Annotated in this window: 17 protein-coding genes; 2 read left to right on the forward strand and 15 right to left on the reverse strand. The window is 47.2% G+C overall.

Annotation, left to right across the window (positions count from 1 at the left end):
* Positions 1 to 95: 95 nt before the first annotated feature.
* Together fbaA and EOO50_RS15355 are read right to left on the reverse strand one after the other, a co-directional pair.
* On the reverse strand, positions 96 to 1,163 hold the full coding sequence (fbaA, locus tag EOO50_RS15350; RefSeq protein ID WP_290841165.1) for a class II fructose-bisphosphate aldolase: 1,068 nt from the start codon (positions 1,161 to 1,163) through the stop codon (positions 96 to 98).
* A 47-nt stretch (positions 1,164 to 1,210) separates the two neighbouring features.
* A complete protein-coding gene (locus EOO50_RS15355) occupies positions 1,211 to 3,796 on the reverse strand; it encodes a BamA/TamA family outer membrane protein (protein ID WP_290841166.1) in 2,586 nt (861 codons plus the stop codon).
* 46 nt (positions 3,797 to 3,842) lie between these two features.
* Between EOO50_RS15355 and EOO50_RS15360 the strand changes: the two genes are divergently transcribed.
* Positions 3,843 to 4,571 carry an RNA methyltransferase gene (locus tag EOO50_RS15360; protein WP_290841167.1) on the forward strand — a complete coding sequence of 243 codons (729 nt, stop codon included), beginning with the start codon at positions 3,843 to 3,845 and terminating at the stop codon, positions 4,569 to 4,571.
* Between the two features lie 800 nt (positions 4,572 to 5,371).
* Here the strand turns inward: EOO50_RS15360 and EOO50_RS15365 are convergent.
* The 3 genes from EOO50_RS15365 to EOO50_RS15375 all read right to left on the reverse strand — a co-directional run bounded on the left by EOO50_RS15365 (position 5,372) and on the right by EOO50_RS15375 (position 7,882).
* The gene (locus tag EOO50_RS15365; protein WP_290841168.1) at positions 5,372 to 6,082 is read right to left on the reverse strand and encodes a porin family protein; all 711 of its coding nucleotides are present in this window, start codon (positions 6,080 to 6,082) and stop codon (positions 5,372 to 5,374) included.
* A gap of 1 nt (position 6,083) precedes the next feature.
* The gene (gene ubiE, locus EOO50_RS15370; protein ID WP_290841169.1) at positions 6,084 to 6,821 is read right to left on the reverse strand and encodes a bifunctional demethylmenaquinone methyltransferase/2-methoxy-6-polyprenyl-1,4-benzoquinol methylase UbiE; all 738 of its coding nucleotides are present in this window, start codon (positions 6,819 to 6,821) and stop codon (positions 6,084 to 6,086) included.
* A gap of 572 nt (positions 6,822 to 7,393) precedes the next feature.
* Positions 7,394 to 7,882, reverse strand: coding sequence for a dihydrofolate reductase (locus EOO50_RS15375; RefSeq protein ID WP_290841170.1), 489 nt, complete (start codon positions 7,880 to 7,882; stop codon positions 7,394 to 7,396).
* Positions 7,883 to 8,125: 243 nt separating this feature from the next.
* Here EOO50_RS15375 and EOO50_RS15380 point away from each other — a divergent pair, with 243 nt between their 5' ends.
* Positions 8,126 to 8,422 (forward strand): isoamylase early set domain-containing protein, encoded by a 297-nt coding sequence (locus EOO50_RS15380; RefSeq protein WP_290841171.1) that lies wholly within the window; start codon positions 8,126 to 8,128, stop codon positions 8,420 to 8,422.
* Between the two features lie 64 nt (positions 8,423 to 8,486).
* On the opposite strand, the gene EOO50_RS15385 is transcribed toward EOO50_RS15380, so the two are convergent.
* The 10 genes from EOO50_RS15385 to EOO50_RS15430 all read right to left on the reverse strand — a co-directional run.
* Positions 8,487 to 8,870, reverse strand: coding sequence for a DoxX family protein (locus EOO50_RS15385; protein ID WP_290841172.1), 384 nt, complete (start codon positions 8,868 to 8,870; stop codon positions 8,487 to 8,489).
* 31 nt (positions 8,871 to 8,901) lie between these two features.
* Complete coding sequence (locus tag EOO50_RS15390; RefSeq protein ID WP_290841173.1) at positions 8,902 to 9,111, reverse strand: hypothetical protein; 210 nt, start codon at positions 9,109 to 9,111, stop codon at positions 8,902 to 8,904.
* Complete coding sequence (locus EOO50_RS15395; RefSeq protein ID WP_290841174.1) at positions 9,111 to 9,485, reverse strand: DoxX family protein; 375 nt, start codon at positions 9,483 to 9,485, stop codon at positions 9,111 to 9,113. The genes EOO50_RS15390 and EOO50_RS15395 overlap by 1 nt, the downstream gene beginning before the upstream one ends.
* Before the next feature lie 22 nt (positions 9,486 to 9,507).
* Positions 9,508 to 9,915, reverse strand: coding sequence for a VOC family protein (locus EOO50_RS15400; RefSeq protein ID WP_290841175.1), 408 nt, complete (start codon positions 9,913 to 9,915; stop codon positions 9,508 to 9,510).
* A 97-nt stretch (positions 9,916 to 10,012) separates the two neighbouring features.
* Entirely contained in the window at positions 10,013 to 10,927 is a 915-nt protein-coding gene (locus EOO50_RS15405) for an energy transducer TonB (RefSeq protein WP_290841176.1), read from the reverse strand.
* A 1-nt stretch (position 10,928) separates the two neighbouring features.
* On the reverse strand, positions 10,929 to 11,753 hold the full coding sequence (locus EOO50_RS15410) for a thymidylate synthase (protein ID WP_290841177.1): 825 nt from the start codon (positions 11,751 to 11,753) through the stop codon (positions 10,929 to 10,931).
* Between the two features lie 410 nt (positions 11,754 to 12,163).
* Positions 12,164 to 12,781 carry a bifunctional nuclease family protein gene (locus EOO50_RS15415; protein WP_290841178.1) on the reverse strand — a complete coding sequence of 206 codons (618 nt, stop codon included), beginning with the start codon at positions 12,779 to 12,781 and terminating at the stop codon, positions 12,164 to 12,166.
* 123 nt (positions 12,782 to 12,904) lie between these two features.
* Positions 12,905 to 13,936 (reverse strand): T9SS type A sorting domain-containing protein, encoded by a 1,032-nt coding sequence (locus tag EOO50_RS15420; protein WP_290841179.1) that lies wholly within the window; start codon positions 13,934 to 13,936, stop codon positions 12,905 to 12,907.
* Between the two features lie 9 nt (positions 13,937 to 13,945).
* A complete protein-coding gene (locus EOO50_RS15425; RefSeq protein WP_290841180.1) occupies positions 13,946 to 15,157 on the reverse strand; it encodes a hypothetical protein in 1,212 nt (403 codons plus the stop codon).
* A gap of 327 nt (positions 15,158 to 15,484) precedes the next feature.
* The coding region (locus tag EOO50_RS15430) for a LytTR family DNA-binding domain-containing protein (RefSeq protein ID WP_290841181.1) at positions 15,485 to 16,270 on the reverse strand (786 nt) is incomplete at its 5' end.

Here is a 16,270-nt window from a genome sequence, read left to right on the forward strand (position 1 = left end):
GTAAATAATCATAACTTTTGTCCGATTAATAGCATGGCAATGAGTCGAGTCGTAAGCAGAGCGTAAACTCAATACTCAATACTCAAAACTCACCACTATAATGTATTTACGTTGTTCAAATCGGCGAAAGCCTGCTCAAGACGCGTGTTGAAAGTAACTTCTCCTTCGCGGATCCATTTGCGTGGATCGTAGTATTTCTTGTTAGGCGATTCGTCTCCGGTCGGGTTTCCGATTTGTGTCCTGAGGTAATCGATGTTGTCGACCATATAATCGCGGATGCCTTCAGTGAACGCGAACTGCAAATCCGTATCGATGTTCATCTTGATCACGCCGTAGCCGATCGCTTCCTTGATTTCTTCGGCAGTCGATCCCGATCCGCCGTGGAAGACGAAATCAACCGGATTCTTGCCTGTATTGTGTTTCTCCTGGATGTATTCCTGAGAATCGCGAAGGATCGTCGGAGTCAATTTTACGTTTCCTGGCTTGTAGACGCCGTGAACGTTTCCGAACGCAGCTGCAATCGTGAAACGCGGGCTTACTTTCAACAATTCGGTGTATGCGTAATCGACATCTTCAGGAGTCGAGTACAATTCCGAATGATCGACACCTGAATTGTCAACGCCGTCTTCTTCACCGCCCGTGATGCCAAGCTCGATTTCGATCGTCATGCCCATTTTGCTCATGCGCTCCAAATAGGTTTTGCAGATCTCGATGTTTTCGTGCATCGGTTCTTCGCTAAGGTCAAGCATGTGCGATGAGAACAACGGTTTTCCCGTTTCGGCGAAGTGTTTTTCACTCGCGTCGAGCAATCCGTCGATCCAAGGCAATAATTTTTTCGCGCAGTGGTCGGTGTGCAGAATCACGGTAGCTCCGTAAGCCTCGGCCAATGTATGGATGTGTTTCGCACCAGCGATCGCACCCGCAATTGCGGCACTTTGACCTTGGTTAGGGAATCCTTTTCCAGCGTTGAACGCCGCACCGCCGTTAGAAAACTGGATGATGACCGGAGCCTTTAGTTTCGCAGCCGTTTCCAAAACACCGTTGATAGTGCTTGAACCTGTAACGTTTACCGCCGGAAGCGCGAATCCTTTTTCTTTGGCAAGTTGGAAGATTTCCTGAACCTGGTCGCCGGTTGCCACACCGGGCTTGATATTATGGGCCATGTTGGTTTGTTTTGAATTAAAGGTTACAAAAATAACAATTTCTGAAATTAGAAAGGGTAATTGATTCCGATATTTAGTACGGCGTTCGCGAAATTGTAATTGCGGAACCAACGGCTGCCTTCGTATATCGCCGGATCGTAGGTTTTAAAGCCGGTGTCGAGCCGTACCACGAAAAAGTTGAAGTCATATCGCAAGCCGAATCCCGAGCCGACGGCAATATCCTCAAGCGATTTCAAGCCTGTAAACGTATAGCGTTCGTCCTCGACATTGTCAAGCACGTTCCAAATGTTTCCGACATCGACGAAAACCGCGCTGTGCAAATCCCCGAACAAATTGAATCGCAATTCGGCGCTGTACGCGAGTTTCATGTTCGCCTCGTTGAAATCGTTTATTCCGCCCGAAGAACCCGGTCCGAGGCTGTACGACTGCCAACCGCGATTGTCGTTCGATCCGCCCGCGAAGTAGCTTCGGGAGAACGGAACGCTCGTCGAATTTCCATACGGAACCGCCATTCCGGCAAATGCGCGCATCGCCAATACTTTCTTGCGGCTCAGATCCCAATGTTTTATGTATTCGAATTCACCTTTTATATACTGTGAATATTCGATGTCGAAAATCGTGTTGTTGCCGTTTTGGTTCTCGAGTTGTTTCGACGCGCGCGCGATCAGCGACAATAAATTTCCGGCCGATTCGATCTTGGTTCGGAACGCGTAAAAATCATTGTCCTGCAAATCGGTTTTCGTCGTGCGTGAATAGCTGAAGTTCGAGGCGACGATAAGGTTGTTTTCGGTGAGTCGGTTTTTGCGTTCGTTTATGCTGCGGACGGTTCTCAAATCGGCCGCGGTCAACGGAATCGCATCGCTTTCACCGAGCGCCGTATCCAGAAAAGTTTGTGTTCCCGACGGAAGCCCGACATTGTTGTCGGCATTAATCCTCAGATTTCCGTTTTCGTTGAAATACGTTTGGTCAGTCGGGTCTAAATATTCTTTTGCAATTTCATTCAACGCCGAATACGACGACGTGTACACGTTAAAATAATTCTCGACGTTCAAATTTTTCACATATTGAATGTTGAGCACGTCAAGCCTCGCCGTATAAAAACGTTTAGGCGTCCAACTGTACGTGTACGTTCCCGTGAAATTTTCCTTGTCAAGCCCGATATTCTGTTGCTTGGCATAACCCAAACTGAAGGTTGTGATCGGGATCATGTTTTTGGGGATGATCTTTTCAGTGTTTATCGGCAGCAAAACGCGCGGAAAACTGAGTTTCATGTCGGCTCCGTATTCGGAAACGTTGAAGAACGTATCGTTCGGATTCGCTAAATCTTTTGAAGATCCGATGTTGCCACGGGCCGAAATCTCGAGCGTTTCCGCTCCGTTGAACACGTTTCGGATCGTAAACGAAGTCGTTCCCTGTATCCCGAAATCCTGAATGTTCGAATGCGTGACGTCGATACTGTATCCGAAGCTGTATTTCTTCCTCGGAACCAAATAAATATTGGCGATCAACGATTTCCCGAGCGTGTCGCGAGAATCGATCTCATACTGTATCGAGGGATAATTGAACACGCGCAAATTACTCAGGTAGCGCGAAGTCAACGTCGTCCGGAAATCGGCGAACAAGTTTCCTTTGTTGATGAAAACCGCGTCGGTAATGGCTTTCGGGCGATATTTAAGTTTGTCGGTCGCATACAAATTGAAACCGTTGTACGTGACGCTGTCTTTCACTGCGGGTTTGATCTTGCCTGAAGTCGCGTCGGTGTAAATGTTGACCTCGCTGATCTTATACTGCTTGAACGGCATCGTCTTGGTCGAATCGTTCTCGCGGAAACTGTAGTCTTCGATGATCATGTTGCTGTGCGCCTTGTAGCCCGTGTCAACGGTATCGATGTCGAATTTCACGTAATTCTGTTGGAAATGGTAGATGCCGTTGTTGCGGTAGTTCGACGTGACGCGCGCTTTTTCGGCGTCGAAATCCATGCTGTTGAACTGCTTTCCGCTAACCAAAAACGTCTTGTCCTTGTTTGCCTGGAACAGCGAATCGAGAACCGGCGTCGTGATGCTTTGCTGCAGCGAATCGAGAATGTACGGTTTTCCCGTGTCGACAGTATACATCATCTTGGCTTTCTTGGGAGCCGTCGAATCGATAGCCGACGACACTTTCACATTGAAAAAACCCTTGTTGAAATAAAAACCCTGAAGCCTTAAACGCGACTTTCGGATGCTGTTCGTATCAATGATCACGGGCGCTTCGCCGACGCGTTTCAACGTATTATGAATGCCGTAATAGTAAAACGATTTGCCCAGACGATCGACTTGTTTCTTTGAAAGCAATTTCGATAAACGTTCGTATTTGCCGGGCTTGTTGATGAATTTCGCTTTGTAGGTCGAATCGGGATTCGGGTTCGCGAGATTGTAGAGATTGAGTCGCAGTCGATAACCCAACAAGTTCGAATTGGGTTTTTGATACATGAGGTTTTCGAGTTCCTCGGTGTTTTGCTTCTTGCCGTTCACCGTGAATTCGTTCTTGGTAAGCAGTTTTTTCGAAGCCGGGACGCGTCTTACCGTGTCGCAGGCCGAAAGCAGCAATCCGCTAACGATAAATAATGCTATTTTTGCTGACAGGCTTTTCAACGGGCAGGGCGAATTGTCTAATTTAATTCAAAAGTAATCTATTTCCATGGTTAGTAAAAACCAAATAAAACTAATAACGGGGCTGCACCAAAAAAAGTACCGCGAGCGCGAGGGCTTGTTCATTGCCGAAGGCATCAAGGTAATTGGTGAGTTGCTAAAATCGCAGTTCGAACTCGAGCATCTTTTTGAGACCGAACCGTTATTCCCCAAGGTTTCGCCCGACAAGAAAACGACCGCAACACAAGCCGACCTCAAGAAAATGAGCGCGCTCACGACGGCCAACAACTGTCTTGCCGTTTTCAGGATTCCCGACGAAAAACCGATCGATGAATCCGGATTGATCGTTGCGCTCGACGACATACGCGATCCCGGAAACTTAGGCACGATCCTGCGTTTGTGCGATTGGTTCGGCGTCAGACAAGTGGTCTGCTCCAATGAAACCGCCGATTTATACAATCCGAAAGTCGTGCAGGCGACGATGGGATCGTTGGCGAGAGTAAACGTTTCCTACTTGGATTTAACTAAATTCCTGTCGAAAATCAAACTTCCGGTTTTCGGAACTTTCATGGACGGAAAAAACATCTATTCTGAAAAACTTCCGACCGATGGAGTTATTATCATGGGCAATGAAGCGAACGGGATTTCGGCTGAAGTTGAAAAATTCGTCACGAGCCGCATCGCGATTCCGCAGTTTGGGGAGATTCGCGAAACGGAGAGTTTGAATGTGGCGACGGCGACTGCGGTGGTTTTGAGTGAGTTTAGGCGCGGAGCTTAATTTTTCGCCTTGCGAAGTTGTTTCTTTTCGCTTCGCGAATAGATCTACTGCGAGCGGCGTGTCTGCTTCGCAGACTTAATTCTCTTTCGTTGCTTGCAGCTGGCCTTCTTTTGCCTGGCCGCAAAAGAAGCAAAAAGGCCGCGCGACGGTAAAATCTGGCTAAAAATCTACGCTTGAATCCGGAGCGACAAAGCCATTTTTCAATACCTTGTCGTCTTTCGCTTTTTAACGCGCGTCTTTGTTACCGTTCCTTGGTTGTCGCTCTTAACGGATTCTTCACGTGATTTTTTACGCCCGATTTTACAATGTCGCCCAACTAATCGGAAGTTTTTATTTGTGATTTTGCTCCGCTGCGCTTTGCAAAATCGCCTCCGGAGAAAGTGTTAGGTACTGATTTCGTCTTTTCTCCGGAGAAAGTTCGCCGCTAAACGCCCGCCAAAGGCTATCCGAAACGTCCATTTGAAAGCGCATTTGCAGAGCGCAGCGGCGCAAATGTCAATAAATGCTTCCAATTAGTTGCGCCGTTTAGTCTTGCAGGCGGGCACCCGGCGACGCGAACAATCCGTTAAGCGCGGCTGTTAATCGCGCATGCGCGACCAGCCGCGTAGGATTTTCGCGCCTGTCGGGTCGCCGAGAGACTTGGCGCTAGGCCTTTTTGCTTCTTTTGCGGCCAGGCAAAAGAAGGCCCGCTGCAAGCGACACAAGCAACATCTGCGAAGCAGACACGTCACTCGACGAAAATTTATTTTGCGAAGCAAAAAATATATCCCGCGATCGAAAACGAATTAAAAGCGAAGCTTTTAATGAAAAGTAAAATTAATCAAAACCGCCCTCGTCTTCATACTCGCAATATTCCCCGTCCAAGGACTGTTCGGGTCGGCATCGCGGATCACTTCGTCGCTTAACCCGAAAACACCTCTGACCGAGGGCGAGAATTTGAAGTACTCAAAGTAAAGGTCAATCCCGAAACCGACTTCGTAGTTCGTCGTCCACTGTTTCATTCGGAACCGTTGCTGCTGGTTATCGTCCATCGATTTGAAGTTGCTCGAAAGGTTGAGCGTGGCTGAACCTCCGCCAACCAAATAAGGCCGGACGTTTCCTGTCCGCAACGCCGAAAATTTGAGCAAAAGCGGAAAATGTATGTACGTGGAGCGCACTTCACGAAGCGAATTTATTTCGTCGTCGGCTGCGAAACCTGAGAAATGCAGATCGCGTTGGGTGTAATACAATCCCGGTTCGAAACGCAAGTCGAAATATTCGTGCAGTCGCAAATCGCCGATGAGCCCGACGTTGAAACCTGTCGTGCGTGTGGTTTGGATGCTCTGGTTCGGATCCTTGAATTCGAACTTGAAATCATAACTGTTGAACCCGAGGAAATATCCCCAGTGTACGCGTTGTTTATCGAAATTTTCAAGGTTCACGATCGGGTCGGTCCCGAAAATTCCGGTCGGTCCCTGGGCGTGGATTTGTATGGCGAACAATACGAAAAGTAAGGCTACGGTCTTTCTCATGCTAATTTTTGAAACCTACATAAATGGTAGCGACGCCAAAGGTTTGGGGCAGCGCTTCCACGTCTATAAACCCAATTTTACGCAAAATATTGTTCAATTCCTCACCGTATGGAAAAACGGATGCCGATTCCGACAGATAACCGTAAGCCGAATTGTCTTTCGAGAACAGCTTCCCGATAAGCGGCAAAATATACTTGTTGTAAAAACGATAGCCTTGCTTGAACGGAAATTTTTCGGGATTCGATGTTTCAAGTATCACTAAAATTCCGCCGGGCCGCATGACGCGCAATATTTCTTCGAGACCTTTTTCAAGTGTTTCGAAATTCCGGATGCCGAAGCTGACCGTGACCGCGTCGAACGTATGGTCGTCGAACGGTAGGTTTTCAGAGTCGCCCTGGATCAATTTGATGCGTTTTTCGAGATTTCTGTCGGCGATTTTTTTGCGACCGACCTCGAGCATTCCTTCCGACAGATCAAGGCCGACGATTTGGATCGCCCTCGTTTCGGCCATTAAGATAGCGAGATCGCCCGTTCCCGTAGCGATGTCGAGGATGTCTTCAGGTCTTGTTTCTGCGACCAGGGCAAGCACTTTTTTGCGCCAGCTCCTGTCGATCCCAAATGAAATCACGCGGTTCAGCCCGTCGTAATTTCCTGAAATGTTGTCGAACATGCGCGTGACCTGTTCCTTTTTTCCGAGGTCAGAATCTTTATAGGGCGTGACTTTACGTGATTGTTCCATATCTGCGGGCAAAGATAGTACAAACGAATTAATGACCGTTACGGTTTTCATGTACTTATTCCAAACGCATTTTAGTAAGATGTTTCCTTAAACATACCTAGTTTCAGGGATGCTTGAAATTTACCCAAATTACGGTATTGTGTAGCTTTTATATAATGTGGAATTTTACAAGTATCAAACCGATGGATTACTATGTTATCAAGAACTTTTTTAACCGAACTTAAATGGATGAGCCTTTCACTGGTGATTTCTTTAGTTTTAGTAGACAGACTGAATAACGGCTTTCGTCTCCCAATCTCTGGTGGACAGGCCACAAACACGTTCTTAGGGTTAAATTTGTTTTTGGAAATTTTAGTTTTTTTTGTCCTTAGTATCTTTGTGGTATTTGGTATTAAGGCATTTTTTGAGAGGTTCTCTCAGAAATCCGCCAACGTCATTCTTCTGCTTACGGGTGTGAGTTTGGCAATAGCGGTATTCATATTAAGTTACCAGATCTTGTTTCAGGATTAGAAATAGTTCTCGATAACGTAATTCACGGGTAAAGACATCTGCTTTTTGGGCGGATGTTTTTTTTATGTGTTGTTCCGAACGTAAGTCTCGTATGTGAAATCGAACTTGTGTCTTTCGTCTTTCGGATGATATTCCGACGCTTCGAGTCTCCACTCATTCTTATCGAAATCAGGAAAGAACGCGTCGGCTGCGAACGATTCGTGGACGCGCGTAAGTTCGATCACATCGGCGAACGGCAATGACAGCGCGTAGATTTCGCCACCACCGATAACGTAAACATCTTCGCCACTCGGAACGGTTTTCAACGCTTCGTCTAAACTCCCGACGACGATGCAGCCTTCAGGATCGTACTCTTTTTGACGCGTGATCACGACATGCGTCCGGTTCGGGAGCGGTTTCGGGAAACTTTCGAACGTCTTGCGGCCCATGATGATGTAATGATGGCTCGTGAGTTGTTTGAACCGCTTGAAATCGTCGGGCAAATGCCAGAGCAGATCGTTGTCTTTTCCTAACGCATTGTTTTGTGCGGCGGCGGCGATGAGTATAATCATGTTAAAGGCTGATTTTGTGCCATAAAGATACTTTTTCCATCCAAAATCCCGAAAGTCAATCTTGACAATAATGGATTATGAAAACGTTTTCTGATTTTTGATGTAAAAGAAATATGCAGATAGATTAAGAAAATGAATTTAAAAGCAACGATTTTCTAAAATTATTGTAAATCTTACAATGTGATTCGCAACATATCTTGAAAAGCCGTTCCTTTGTGCCATAATTCTTAAAATGAAATAGTTATGGCGATCAAAAAACAATTTACGAAGACAAAGCCGGTTGGAAAGGTGACATTTTCAGTAACCGCCAAAGAGGCACAAACCGCTTCAGTAGTAGGAGATTTCAATGCATGGGACGCGGAAGCAGGTAAATTGGAAAAGCAAAAAAACGGAACTTTCAAAGGTGTTTTCGAACTTCCGAAAGATTCGTCGTTTGAATTCAAATACATCGTTGACGGAGAATACGCAAACGAAGCGGAAGCCGATGGCAGCCGTTGGAACGATTTCGCAGGAGCCGAAAACAGCGTCCTTAATACGTAGTCAAATACCACTCAAATAAAAAATCGCCTCGAAAGGGCGATTTTTTTATTTTCATTCGGTTCGGTTATTTCACGAACATGGGCGCATATTTGTCGCGGTTCGTATAAATCAAATACAGGTTCGCCACAAGCAGAAATGCAGCCATTCCAATGTTTTTCTGATCGAGAAAAGCATGGATCAAAAACGCGTTGATCGAAATCGGCAAAATGATGATAGCGGCGAGCGCCGTGTAGAAACTCGACACGAACAGCAACCCGCAAAAAAGTTCGACCCCTTTAACGAGCGGCATCAAATACACGGTTGCGGCGGCTCCGGCTCCCCATTTTTGGATGCCGTCAGGTAAGGTCGACGGATCGGGTTGCGGGACCAAATCAAAGAAATAGCTGATCGAAGCGAACAAAAGCAGCAGCCCTACTAGCGTTCGGATGATGATGGTTAGGATTCTCATGTCGTAGATTTTTGGTTATAGTGATCCGAAATTACGATAAAATTTCGCACGAAAATCCGTGCGCTTCCATCAATGATATTATTTGGCCGCAGTCGAGAGTCGCGTTTTCGATGCGTAAAATCCTGTCGCAATCTTCAAGATCGAACGTAATACCGCTGTTCGGATGGAGCGAAAGCAGTCGCAAGATCATGTCGTGCGCGTTTGTGCGACAATCGACGTTCGTCCTGAAAACTTCGACCACTACGAAACGGTTTCAGGATTCAACTTATGGTAACTGTTGTACGAGAGCGCGAGGATCACGAGCCAGATCAACGGGAAGAACGCGAAAAACACGGCGCCTTCCACGCAGAAATAACTGATCGATGCGAAGATGAAATCGAATCCGAATCCCGCGTACGCCCATTCCTTGATTCGCTTCGGAAATTTCGGGACGATCAAGACAATGCAGCCCAAAATTTTAAAGACGACCAAGGCCGAGCCGAAATAATCGGGATAACCCAAATGCCTGATGCCTTGTTTCGCCTCGTCCGATTGTGAAAAAAGTGCCGGCATCACGCCCTCGAACAAAAAGATAAGCGAGGTCGTGACCCAGAAAATAATCTTGTGCTTTTTCATGGTATGTGTTTTAGGTTGATCTTTATTGCTGCGGCACCGCGCTCATGTCCATGTAAAAATACGACCAGGCGTGACCGTCGAGATCCGTAAATCCATATTCGTACATGAAACCGTGATCTTGTGGCGGAACCGGAGTCGTGGCGCCCGCAGCAACCGCTTTCGCAACCATTTCGTCGACCTCGCGGCGATTCTCGCAATCAAGCGCGATGTTGGCTTCCATGTATTTTGAGGTGTCGCAGACTTTTCGGTCGCTGAAACTCTCGAAGAACGGCTCAATAAGCAACATTACGTATATCGTGTCGCTGATGACCATGCAGGTCGCGTTTTCGTCGGTAAATTGTTCGTTGAACGTGTATCCGACTTTGGTAAAGAATTCAACCGATCGCTTCAATTCTTTTACGTGAAGGTTTACAAAGATTTTCGTTGGCATACTACTTTGATTATTTGTTATATGCCAAAGTTACGCAGCCAAATCGTTGCGCGAGATGTGTAAAAGCGACGTTGTTAAGGGTTGATTGCGACAGTCCTTACGGCTTCGGGATCACGATCGGAAGGCTGAAGGCGCAGCGCACGACACGACCGCGTTGCATTGCCGGACGCCATTTCGGGGAATCTGCGACGACTCTCAAGGCTTCTTGGTCCAGTTTTTCTGAAAGTCCTTTCATGAGTTTTATGTCTGAAAGGCTGCCGTCTTTTTCCACGACGAAACTGATCACGATGCGCCCCGATTCCGAGTAACGCCTCGGCAATCGGTAATTGCTGCCGATATATTTGTAGAATTCCGTTGTGCCGCCTTCGAATTCGGGTTTTTGCTCGAGGATGTCGTATTCGCGCGTTCCGTCGGCGCCGGTGCTTTTCCCTTTTAGGAACTTTCCTTCGACATAGGTTTCCTCATACGTGTACGGCGAGGTTTTGGAGCGACCGATTATGACGCCGTCGTACCTTGAATTTTTTACCGATCCTTCTTCTGACGAAAAATCGCCCTCGTTATAGAAGTGGCCGTTGCCGTTCACCACGGTCTGTTCGCCGTTTTCCTTCCAGAAATCGTGTATCAGCATTTGAGGCACGCCGATCGAAAGAAGATGTTCGACGACGCTTTTCTTCTGGCCGTTTTCATACCATTCGGTCATTGCGCCCAAGATTTGACCGTCGGTATATCGTTTTTCGCTTTTGATCTTGCCCGATGGAAAATATTCGGTGACTTTTCCTTCGAATTTCGGATATTCGGCAATCGAGGAAAAGCCTTCAACCGCGAGATTACCGTTGCGATCGTACACTTGCACCGAATAACGCCCGACGGTATCGGTAGCCGAAATCAGGCGCTTGTAGAAATATCCCGATGCATCGGCGGGACGCATCTGTTCGTCGAAATACGCGAGGTTATCCTGGCCGAAAGCGGACAGGCAAAGAAGCAGCGCAAATACCCCGAAAATGTGTTTCATGTTAAACCGCGACGACACCTTTGATATGCGGATGCGGATCGTAATCGACCAACGTGAAATCCTCGAACGTGAAATCGAAAATGTCCTTGATTTCAGGATTCAGGACCATCTTGGGAAGCGGTCTCGGCTCGCGTGACAACTGCAATTCCAATTGCTCGAAATGGTTGTTGTAAATGTGCGCGTCCCCAAAAGTATGGATGAATTCGCCGGCTTCAAGCCCGACGACCTGAGCGACCATCATCGTGAAAAGCGCGTACGATGCGATGTTGAACGGAACGCCCAGGAAGATGTCGGCACTGCGTTGGTACAATTGGCACGACAGTTTTCCCTCGGCTACATAAAATTGGAAAAATGCGTGACAGGGCGGAAGCGCGGCTTTTCCATTCGCGACGTTTTCCTCAAAAGACACCGACGTATCGGGCAAAACCGACGGATTCCAGGCTGAAACCAACATTCTGCGGCTGTTCGGGTTCTTCTTCAACGTCTCGATGAGTTCGGTGATCTGGTCGATTTCGTCCCCGTTCCAGTTTCTCCATTGGTAACCGTAAACCGGTCCGAGATCACCGTTCGGATCGGCCCATTCGTCCCAGATCTTGACGCCATTTTCCTTTAAATATTCGATGTTCGTATCGCCTTTCAAAAACCACAACAATTCATAAACGATCGACTTCAAGTGCAGTTTCTTGGTCGTTACCATCGGAAAACCTTCCGATAAATCAAAACGCATCTGATAACCGAAAACGCTTTTGGTTCCGGTTCCCGTGCGGTCGCCTTTTTGGACGCCGTTGGTGAGGACGTGGTTTACGAGGTCGTGATATTGTTTCATTGTTATTGATTCGTTTATGTGTCGATTCGTTTATTTGGCGTCGCTCATTCGGCCTTTGGCGTCGGGCGACTTGATGTCTTCTGAGGAAAACTTCGGTCCAATTCACGAATAAAACTGTGGCGATAAAAGTAAAATATTGCACGCAAAAGCTGTGGCTTTCGTGTAAAAAGTAATGAACAGGAATTGTTTATAGTTTTGGTTGAAACTTGGATTGTGTATTGCAGGTTTTTTTTGCCACGAAGGCACGAAGGCACAAAGTCACAAAGACGCAAATTTTCACTGTTTTTCGGTTGAAAAAAAAGGACAGGAAATTAAATGCTTCGCTTTTTTTTGGAGGCGAGGTTTTTATTTTTTTACTCAGGCACTCAGGCACTCAGGCACTCAGGCACTCAGGCACTCAGGCACTCAAATCAAGATTCCCTTCTCGAAATCTCATCCCTAATCTTCGCCGCCTTCTCATAATCCTCATCGTTCACCGCACCTTCAAGCAATTCGTTGAGTTCGGCGAGCGTGTGTTTGGTATAGGTTTCGCCCGATTGGTTCGATTCTTCGCTCACGCCGAAAGTCTCAGGCGCCGAGAGCACGTCGTCGTTTTCCTTTTCGCCTTCAGGTGACGCTTTGAGGTAGATTCCGGCCTTGTCGAGAATGTTCTTATACGTGAAGATCGGAGCGTTGAAACGCAGCGCAAGAGCGATCGCGTCGGACGTTCTCGCATCGACGATTTCCTCGATCTTATCGCGTTCGCAGATGATGCTCGAATAAAAAACGCCGTCGACCAATTTGTGGATGATGACTTGTTTGACGACAATGTCGAAACGGTCGGCGAAATTCTTGAATAAGTCGTGAGTCAGTGGGCGAGGCGGGCGGATTTCCTTCTCGAGTGCAATCGCAATCGACTGTGCTTCGAACGCACCGATTACGATTGGGAGTTTGCGGTCACCGTCGGCTTCATTTAAAATCAAGGCATACGCGCCGTTTTGGGTTTGGCTGTATGAGATTCCTTTTATTGTTAGCTTTACTAAACTCATGGTGCAAAAATACGATTGCGTTTTGATTTTGCAAGGAATTCCTTCGAAATGAATAGTACGGCAAATCGGTACAAATAAAAAAAGCGCGAGCCGTAACCCGCGCTTTCATCCTACTAAAAAAAATTACTCCTTAACTACTTTTATTGTTTTCGTTTTTTGGGCCGACGTCACTTTCACGACATACGTGCCTTGTCGAAGGCCTGAAACATCGATTTGTCCGTTCGTAGCGCGAATCGACTTGAGAATCACTTGCTGTCCGAGCACATTGTAGATGGCCACCGACGTAATTTCCTGATCCGACCCGACGTTAAGCACGTCTTTCACAGGATTCGGATACACGATCAATTTTGAAGCGTCGAAGTGTTCCGATGCCAACGTCGTCTCAATGTAAATCACCTGTTTGTGAACCGGACCCCAAACCCCGAAGTTGTCCTTTACGCGCGCATTGAACACGTGAAGGCCTACAGGTTGCGCGATCGGTATTCCGCTTTGCAGTATTTTTTCGATCGACGCGTCGAAGTTCTGGTCTTCGGCGGGAAATGTCGTGCCGCCGCCTTGTCCGGGATCGTTGTCCCAAAAATATTCAGCTTGTGCGATCGTCGTTACGGCCGCGTTTGCCAAGAGTGCGTTGTCGCGGTAAACGATCTGCGTGTGGGTCGGTCCCCAAATGCCGTTCGAATCTTTGACGCGCACACAAAATTTGTGCAATCCGTTTCCTTGTGGAAGCGCGATCGAGCTTTGTTCGATGTTTTCAAGAGTGGCGTTGAACGTTCCATCGGCACTCGAAAAATCCGAACCATTTCCTTGTCCGGGATCGACATCCCAGAAATATTCGGCTTCCGCAAGCGTGATGACCGCCGCCACGGTAGGCAAAGCGACGACCTGTTTGTGGATCGGGCCCCATTGTCCGTCCGATGCTTTCACGCGAACATTGAACGTGTGCAGTCCGCCCGTCGTCGGCAATGGAATTCCGCTTTCGTTGAAACCTTCCAGCGCCGAGTTGAAAACCTGGTCGTTAGCAAAAAGCGCGCTCGCGTTTCCTTGTCCGGGATCGGTGTCCCAAAAATATTCGGCCTGCGCGATCGTCGTCTGTGCCAAAGCTCCAAAGCCGAAACACAGCGACAATAACGTGTATCTGATTTTGTTGTTCATCATCGGATACAATTATTTCGTTACCGCTTCACCCGATGCGAAGATCGCAGTCGTTCCGTTGAATACGCGGCGCGGCGTGTCGAGGAAAAACACGTGCGGTTTTGCCGTTTGGCCTGTCCAGTAATTTGCCCAGGCGTAAGATCCGCCGTGAACGCCAACATCATTAATGCTCAAATCGAGGTCGGCATAAGAACCGTCAGGATTTCCGGCATTCGTCAAGACTGTTCCGGTAACGACACCATCACTTGTAAGGCCATAGTTTCCGTTGGTGTTGTTTGTGCCCACATCGACACCGTTCAACTGGAACTGGTTACTTGACGAAGAGTCCATGACGTTGTACTGAACCACGACATAAGGCGCAGCAGACGCAACCACCAAGTACTGATAATTTCCTGCGTCGAACGCGTTATTAAGAACATTGATGGTGCATACCTGAGTCGCACCGAGGTTCACGATGTTGCCGTTTGGGCTGATGTTCGCATAAACGAAATTGTTCATAATGTCGTTGGTCGCTCCGGTTTTTGCCGTCGGAACTGCGATTGCCGGGCCGCCCAGACTATTTTGGATAAAGTTGTTGTAGACATGGAAGGTATATTGGCTCGAAGAAATGCTGACCGTTGAGCCTACATAACTTCCCGTTGCCGGGAAAATCACTTTGTTCGCGATGAGGTAAATGTCGCTTTCGGCAGGCATCGGATACGTGTCGTCAAGAACATAAATTCTACGGCTTTGGTTGGCGATCGCTTTCCCGTGCACCATGTTGATATAAACTGCGGTAGATCCGTAAATGTTGGCCGTAACGCCCGGAGTGTCGAGTTTGATCTCGTCGGCGACCGCGCAATTCATTACGTTCACCGTCATTCTGTCGCCCGTGAATGTGCCTGAAAGCAACAAGTCGTTCCCGTTCACGATGTTCGCGTCGTGGATCGTGACCGTTCGGTTTTCCATGGTTTGGATCGTGAAACTTCCGTTGATTTCGTACTGATCACCCTGGATTTCCGAAACGAACGTAAGCGATTTGTTGACCAAAATATTTTCCTGGTACGGAAGGTTGCCGACTTTCGGGCGGATGATGATGCGATCGCCGTCACTAGCTTGTGAAATAGCCGCACTGATTGTAGAAAACGCGCCATCGGCACCGCCATCGCGTACGATCAGGTCGGCGGCCGACGCCATCGTGGTAAACAAGCCTGCAATTGCCGTGAAGAATAATTGTCTTTTCATTAGATTAATTGATTATTGAAGTTTAATTATGAGTGATGCCGATGTTTGGAAATGTCGTTTGCGCTGCAAGGTTAACCCTAAAAAAGTTTCGGATTTTGACCAATGAACAAGCGGTTCCGTTTGCAGGAAATTCGCAAAGTTTTCGGGGAAATTCGTTTTGGGATTTTATTAAATCTGAAGGTTTGTCAGATTGATGGACTTAACGTTAACGAGATTGCCGAGTCGTTCTGTTCCAACCATTCCGTAAATCTGCAAGTCTGTAATCTGCAAGTCTGTAATCTACAATCTACAATCTGCAAATCTGTAATCTGCAAATCCATTTCTAAATCACATATTCTCAAGAAGCACGAGAAATTCTTCCTTTTTTCGAACCGACAGCGGAATGATCTGTTTGTTTTTGAGCACGATCCGATTGCCGCCTTCAGCCTTTATGTAATGGTCGAAATATGCCATGTTTACCAAATGTGATTGGTGTGTGCGGAAGAAATTGTAAGGCGACAGCATAAGTTCATATTCCTTTAAATTCGTAGAAACGACGAGCTTTGGCGCGTTTACGAAATGGAACGTCGTGTAGTTTTTATCGGATTCACAGTTCGTGATGTCCTGAATATTTACCGAGTAGATTTTGTCGGACGTTTTCAAAATCAGTTTCTGGAGGTTTTTCGGACGCTCCAAATTCGAGAACAGATTGTTGAGTTTCAAATCGAAAACGTCCTTGCCCAGCGAATCTTCGGCTTTCTTGACGGCTTCGACCAAATCGTCGGCGTCAAGTGGTTTGAGAAGATAATCGATGGCCGAAAATCGGAATGCTTTTATCGCAAAATCCTCGAAACCCGTGATGAAAATTACCTTAAAGTTGATCGGTTTGAGTTTTTGCAGCAAGTCAAATCCGGTTCCGTCGGGCATTTCCACGTCGAGAAAAACCAAATCTGGCGCGAGTTGCTTGATGAGTTTCGCTCCCGAATCGACCGAATCGGCCTGCCCGATGACCGACACGTTCGGGCAACTGGATTTGATGATCGCGATGTTTTCTTTTCGGATGGCTTCAATGTCGTCGATGACTACGGCTTTCAACATGGCAGGTTCAGTTTTCGTAAAGATACGGGATTTCAA

The sequence above is a fragment of the Flavobacterium sp. genome (assembly GCF_004211145.1).
GTDB lineage: Bacteria > Bacteroidota > Bacteroidia > Flavobacteriales > Flavobacteriaceae > Flavobacterium.

Bases quoted from the DNA above. Each gene is read 5' to 3' on its own strand.
- fbaA (WP_290841165.1), bottom strand. From the start codon at position 1,163: ATGGCCCATAATATCAAGCCCGGTGTGGCAACCGGCGACCAGGTTCAG.
- EOO50_RS15360 (WP_290841167.1), top strand. From the start codon at position 3,843: ATGGTTAGTAAAAACCAAATAAAACTAATAACGGGGCTGCACCAAAAA.
- EOO50_RS15365 (WP_290841168.1), bottom strand. From the start codon at position 6,082: ATGAGAAAGACCGTAGCCTTACTTTTCGTATTGTTCGCCATACAAATC.
- ubiE (WP_290841169.1), bottom strand. From the start codon at position 6,821: ATGGAACAATCACGTAAAGTCACGCCCTATAAAGATTCTGACCTCGGA.
- EOO50_RS15375 (WP_290841170.1), bottom strand. From the start codon at position 7,882: ATGATTATACTCATCGCCGCCGCCGCACAAAACAATGCGTTAGGAAAA.
- EOO50_RS15380 (WP_290841171.1), top strand. From the start codon at position 8,126: ATGGCGATCAAAAAACAATTTACGAAGACAAAGCCGGTTGGAAAGGTG.
- EOO50_RS15385 (WP_290841172.1), bottom strand. From the start codon at position 8,870: ATGAGAATCCTAACCATCATCATCCGAACGCTAGTAGGGCTGCTGCTT.
- EOO50_RS15395 (WP_290841174.1), bottom strand. From the start codon at position 9,485: ATGAAAAAGCACAAGATTATTTTCTGGGTCACGACCTCGCTTATCTTT.
- EOO50_RS15400 (WP_290841175.1), bottom strand. From the start codon at position 9,915: ATGCCAACGAAAATCTTTGTAAACCTTCACGTAAAAGAATTGAAGCGA.
- EOO50_RS15405 (WP_290841176.1), bottom strand. From the start codon at position 10,927: ATGAAACACATTTTCGGGGTATTTGCGCTGCTTCTTTGCCTGTCCGCT.
- EOO50_RS15410 (WP_290841177.1), bottom strand. From the start codon at position 11,753: ATGAAACAATATCACGACCTCGTAAACCACGTCCTCACCAACGGCGTC.
- EOO50_RS15415 (WP_290841178.1), bottom strand. From the start codon at position 12,781: ATGAGTTTAGTAAAGCTAACAATAAAAGGAATCTCATACAGCCAAACC.
- EOO50_RS15420 (WP_290841179.1), bottom strand. From the start codon at position 13,936: ATGATGAACAACAAAATCAGATACACGTTATTGTCGCTGTGTTTCGGC.
- EOO50_RS15425 (WP_290841180.1), bottom strand. From the start codon at position 15,157: ATGAAAAGACAATTATTCTTCACGGCAATTGCAGGCTTGTTTACCACG.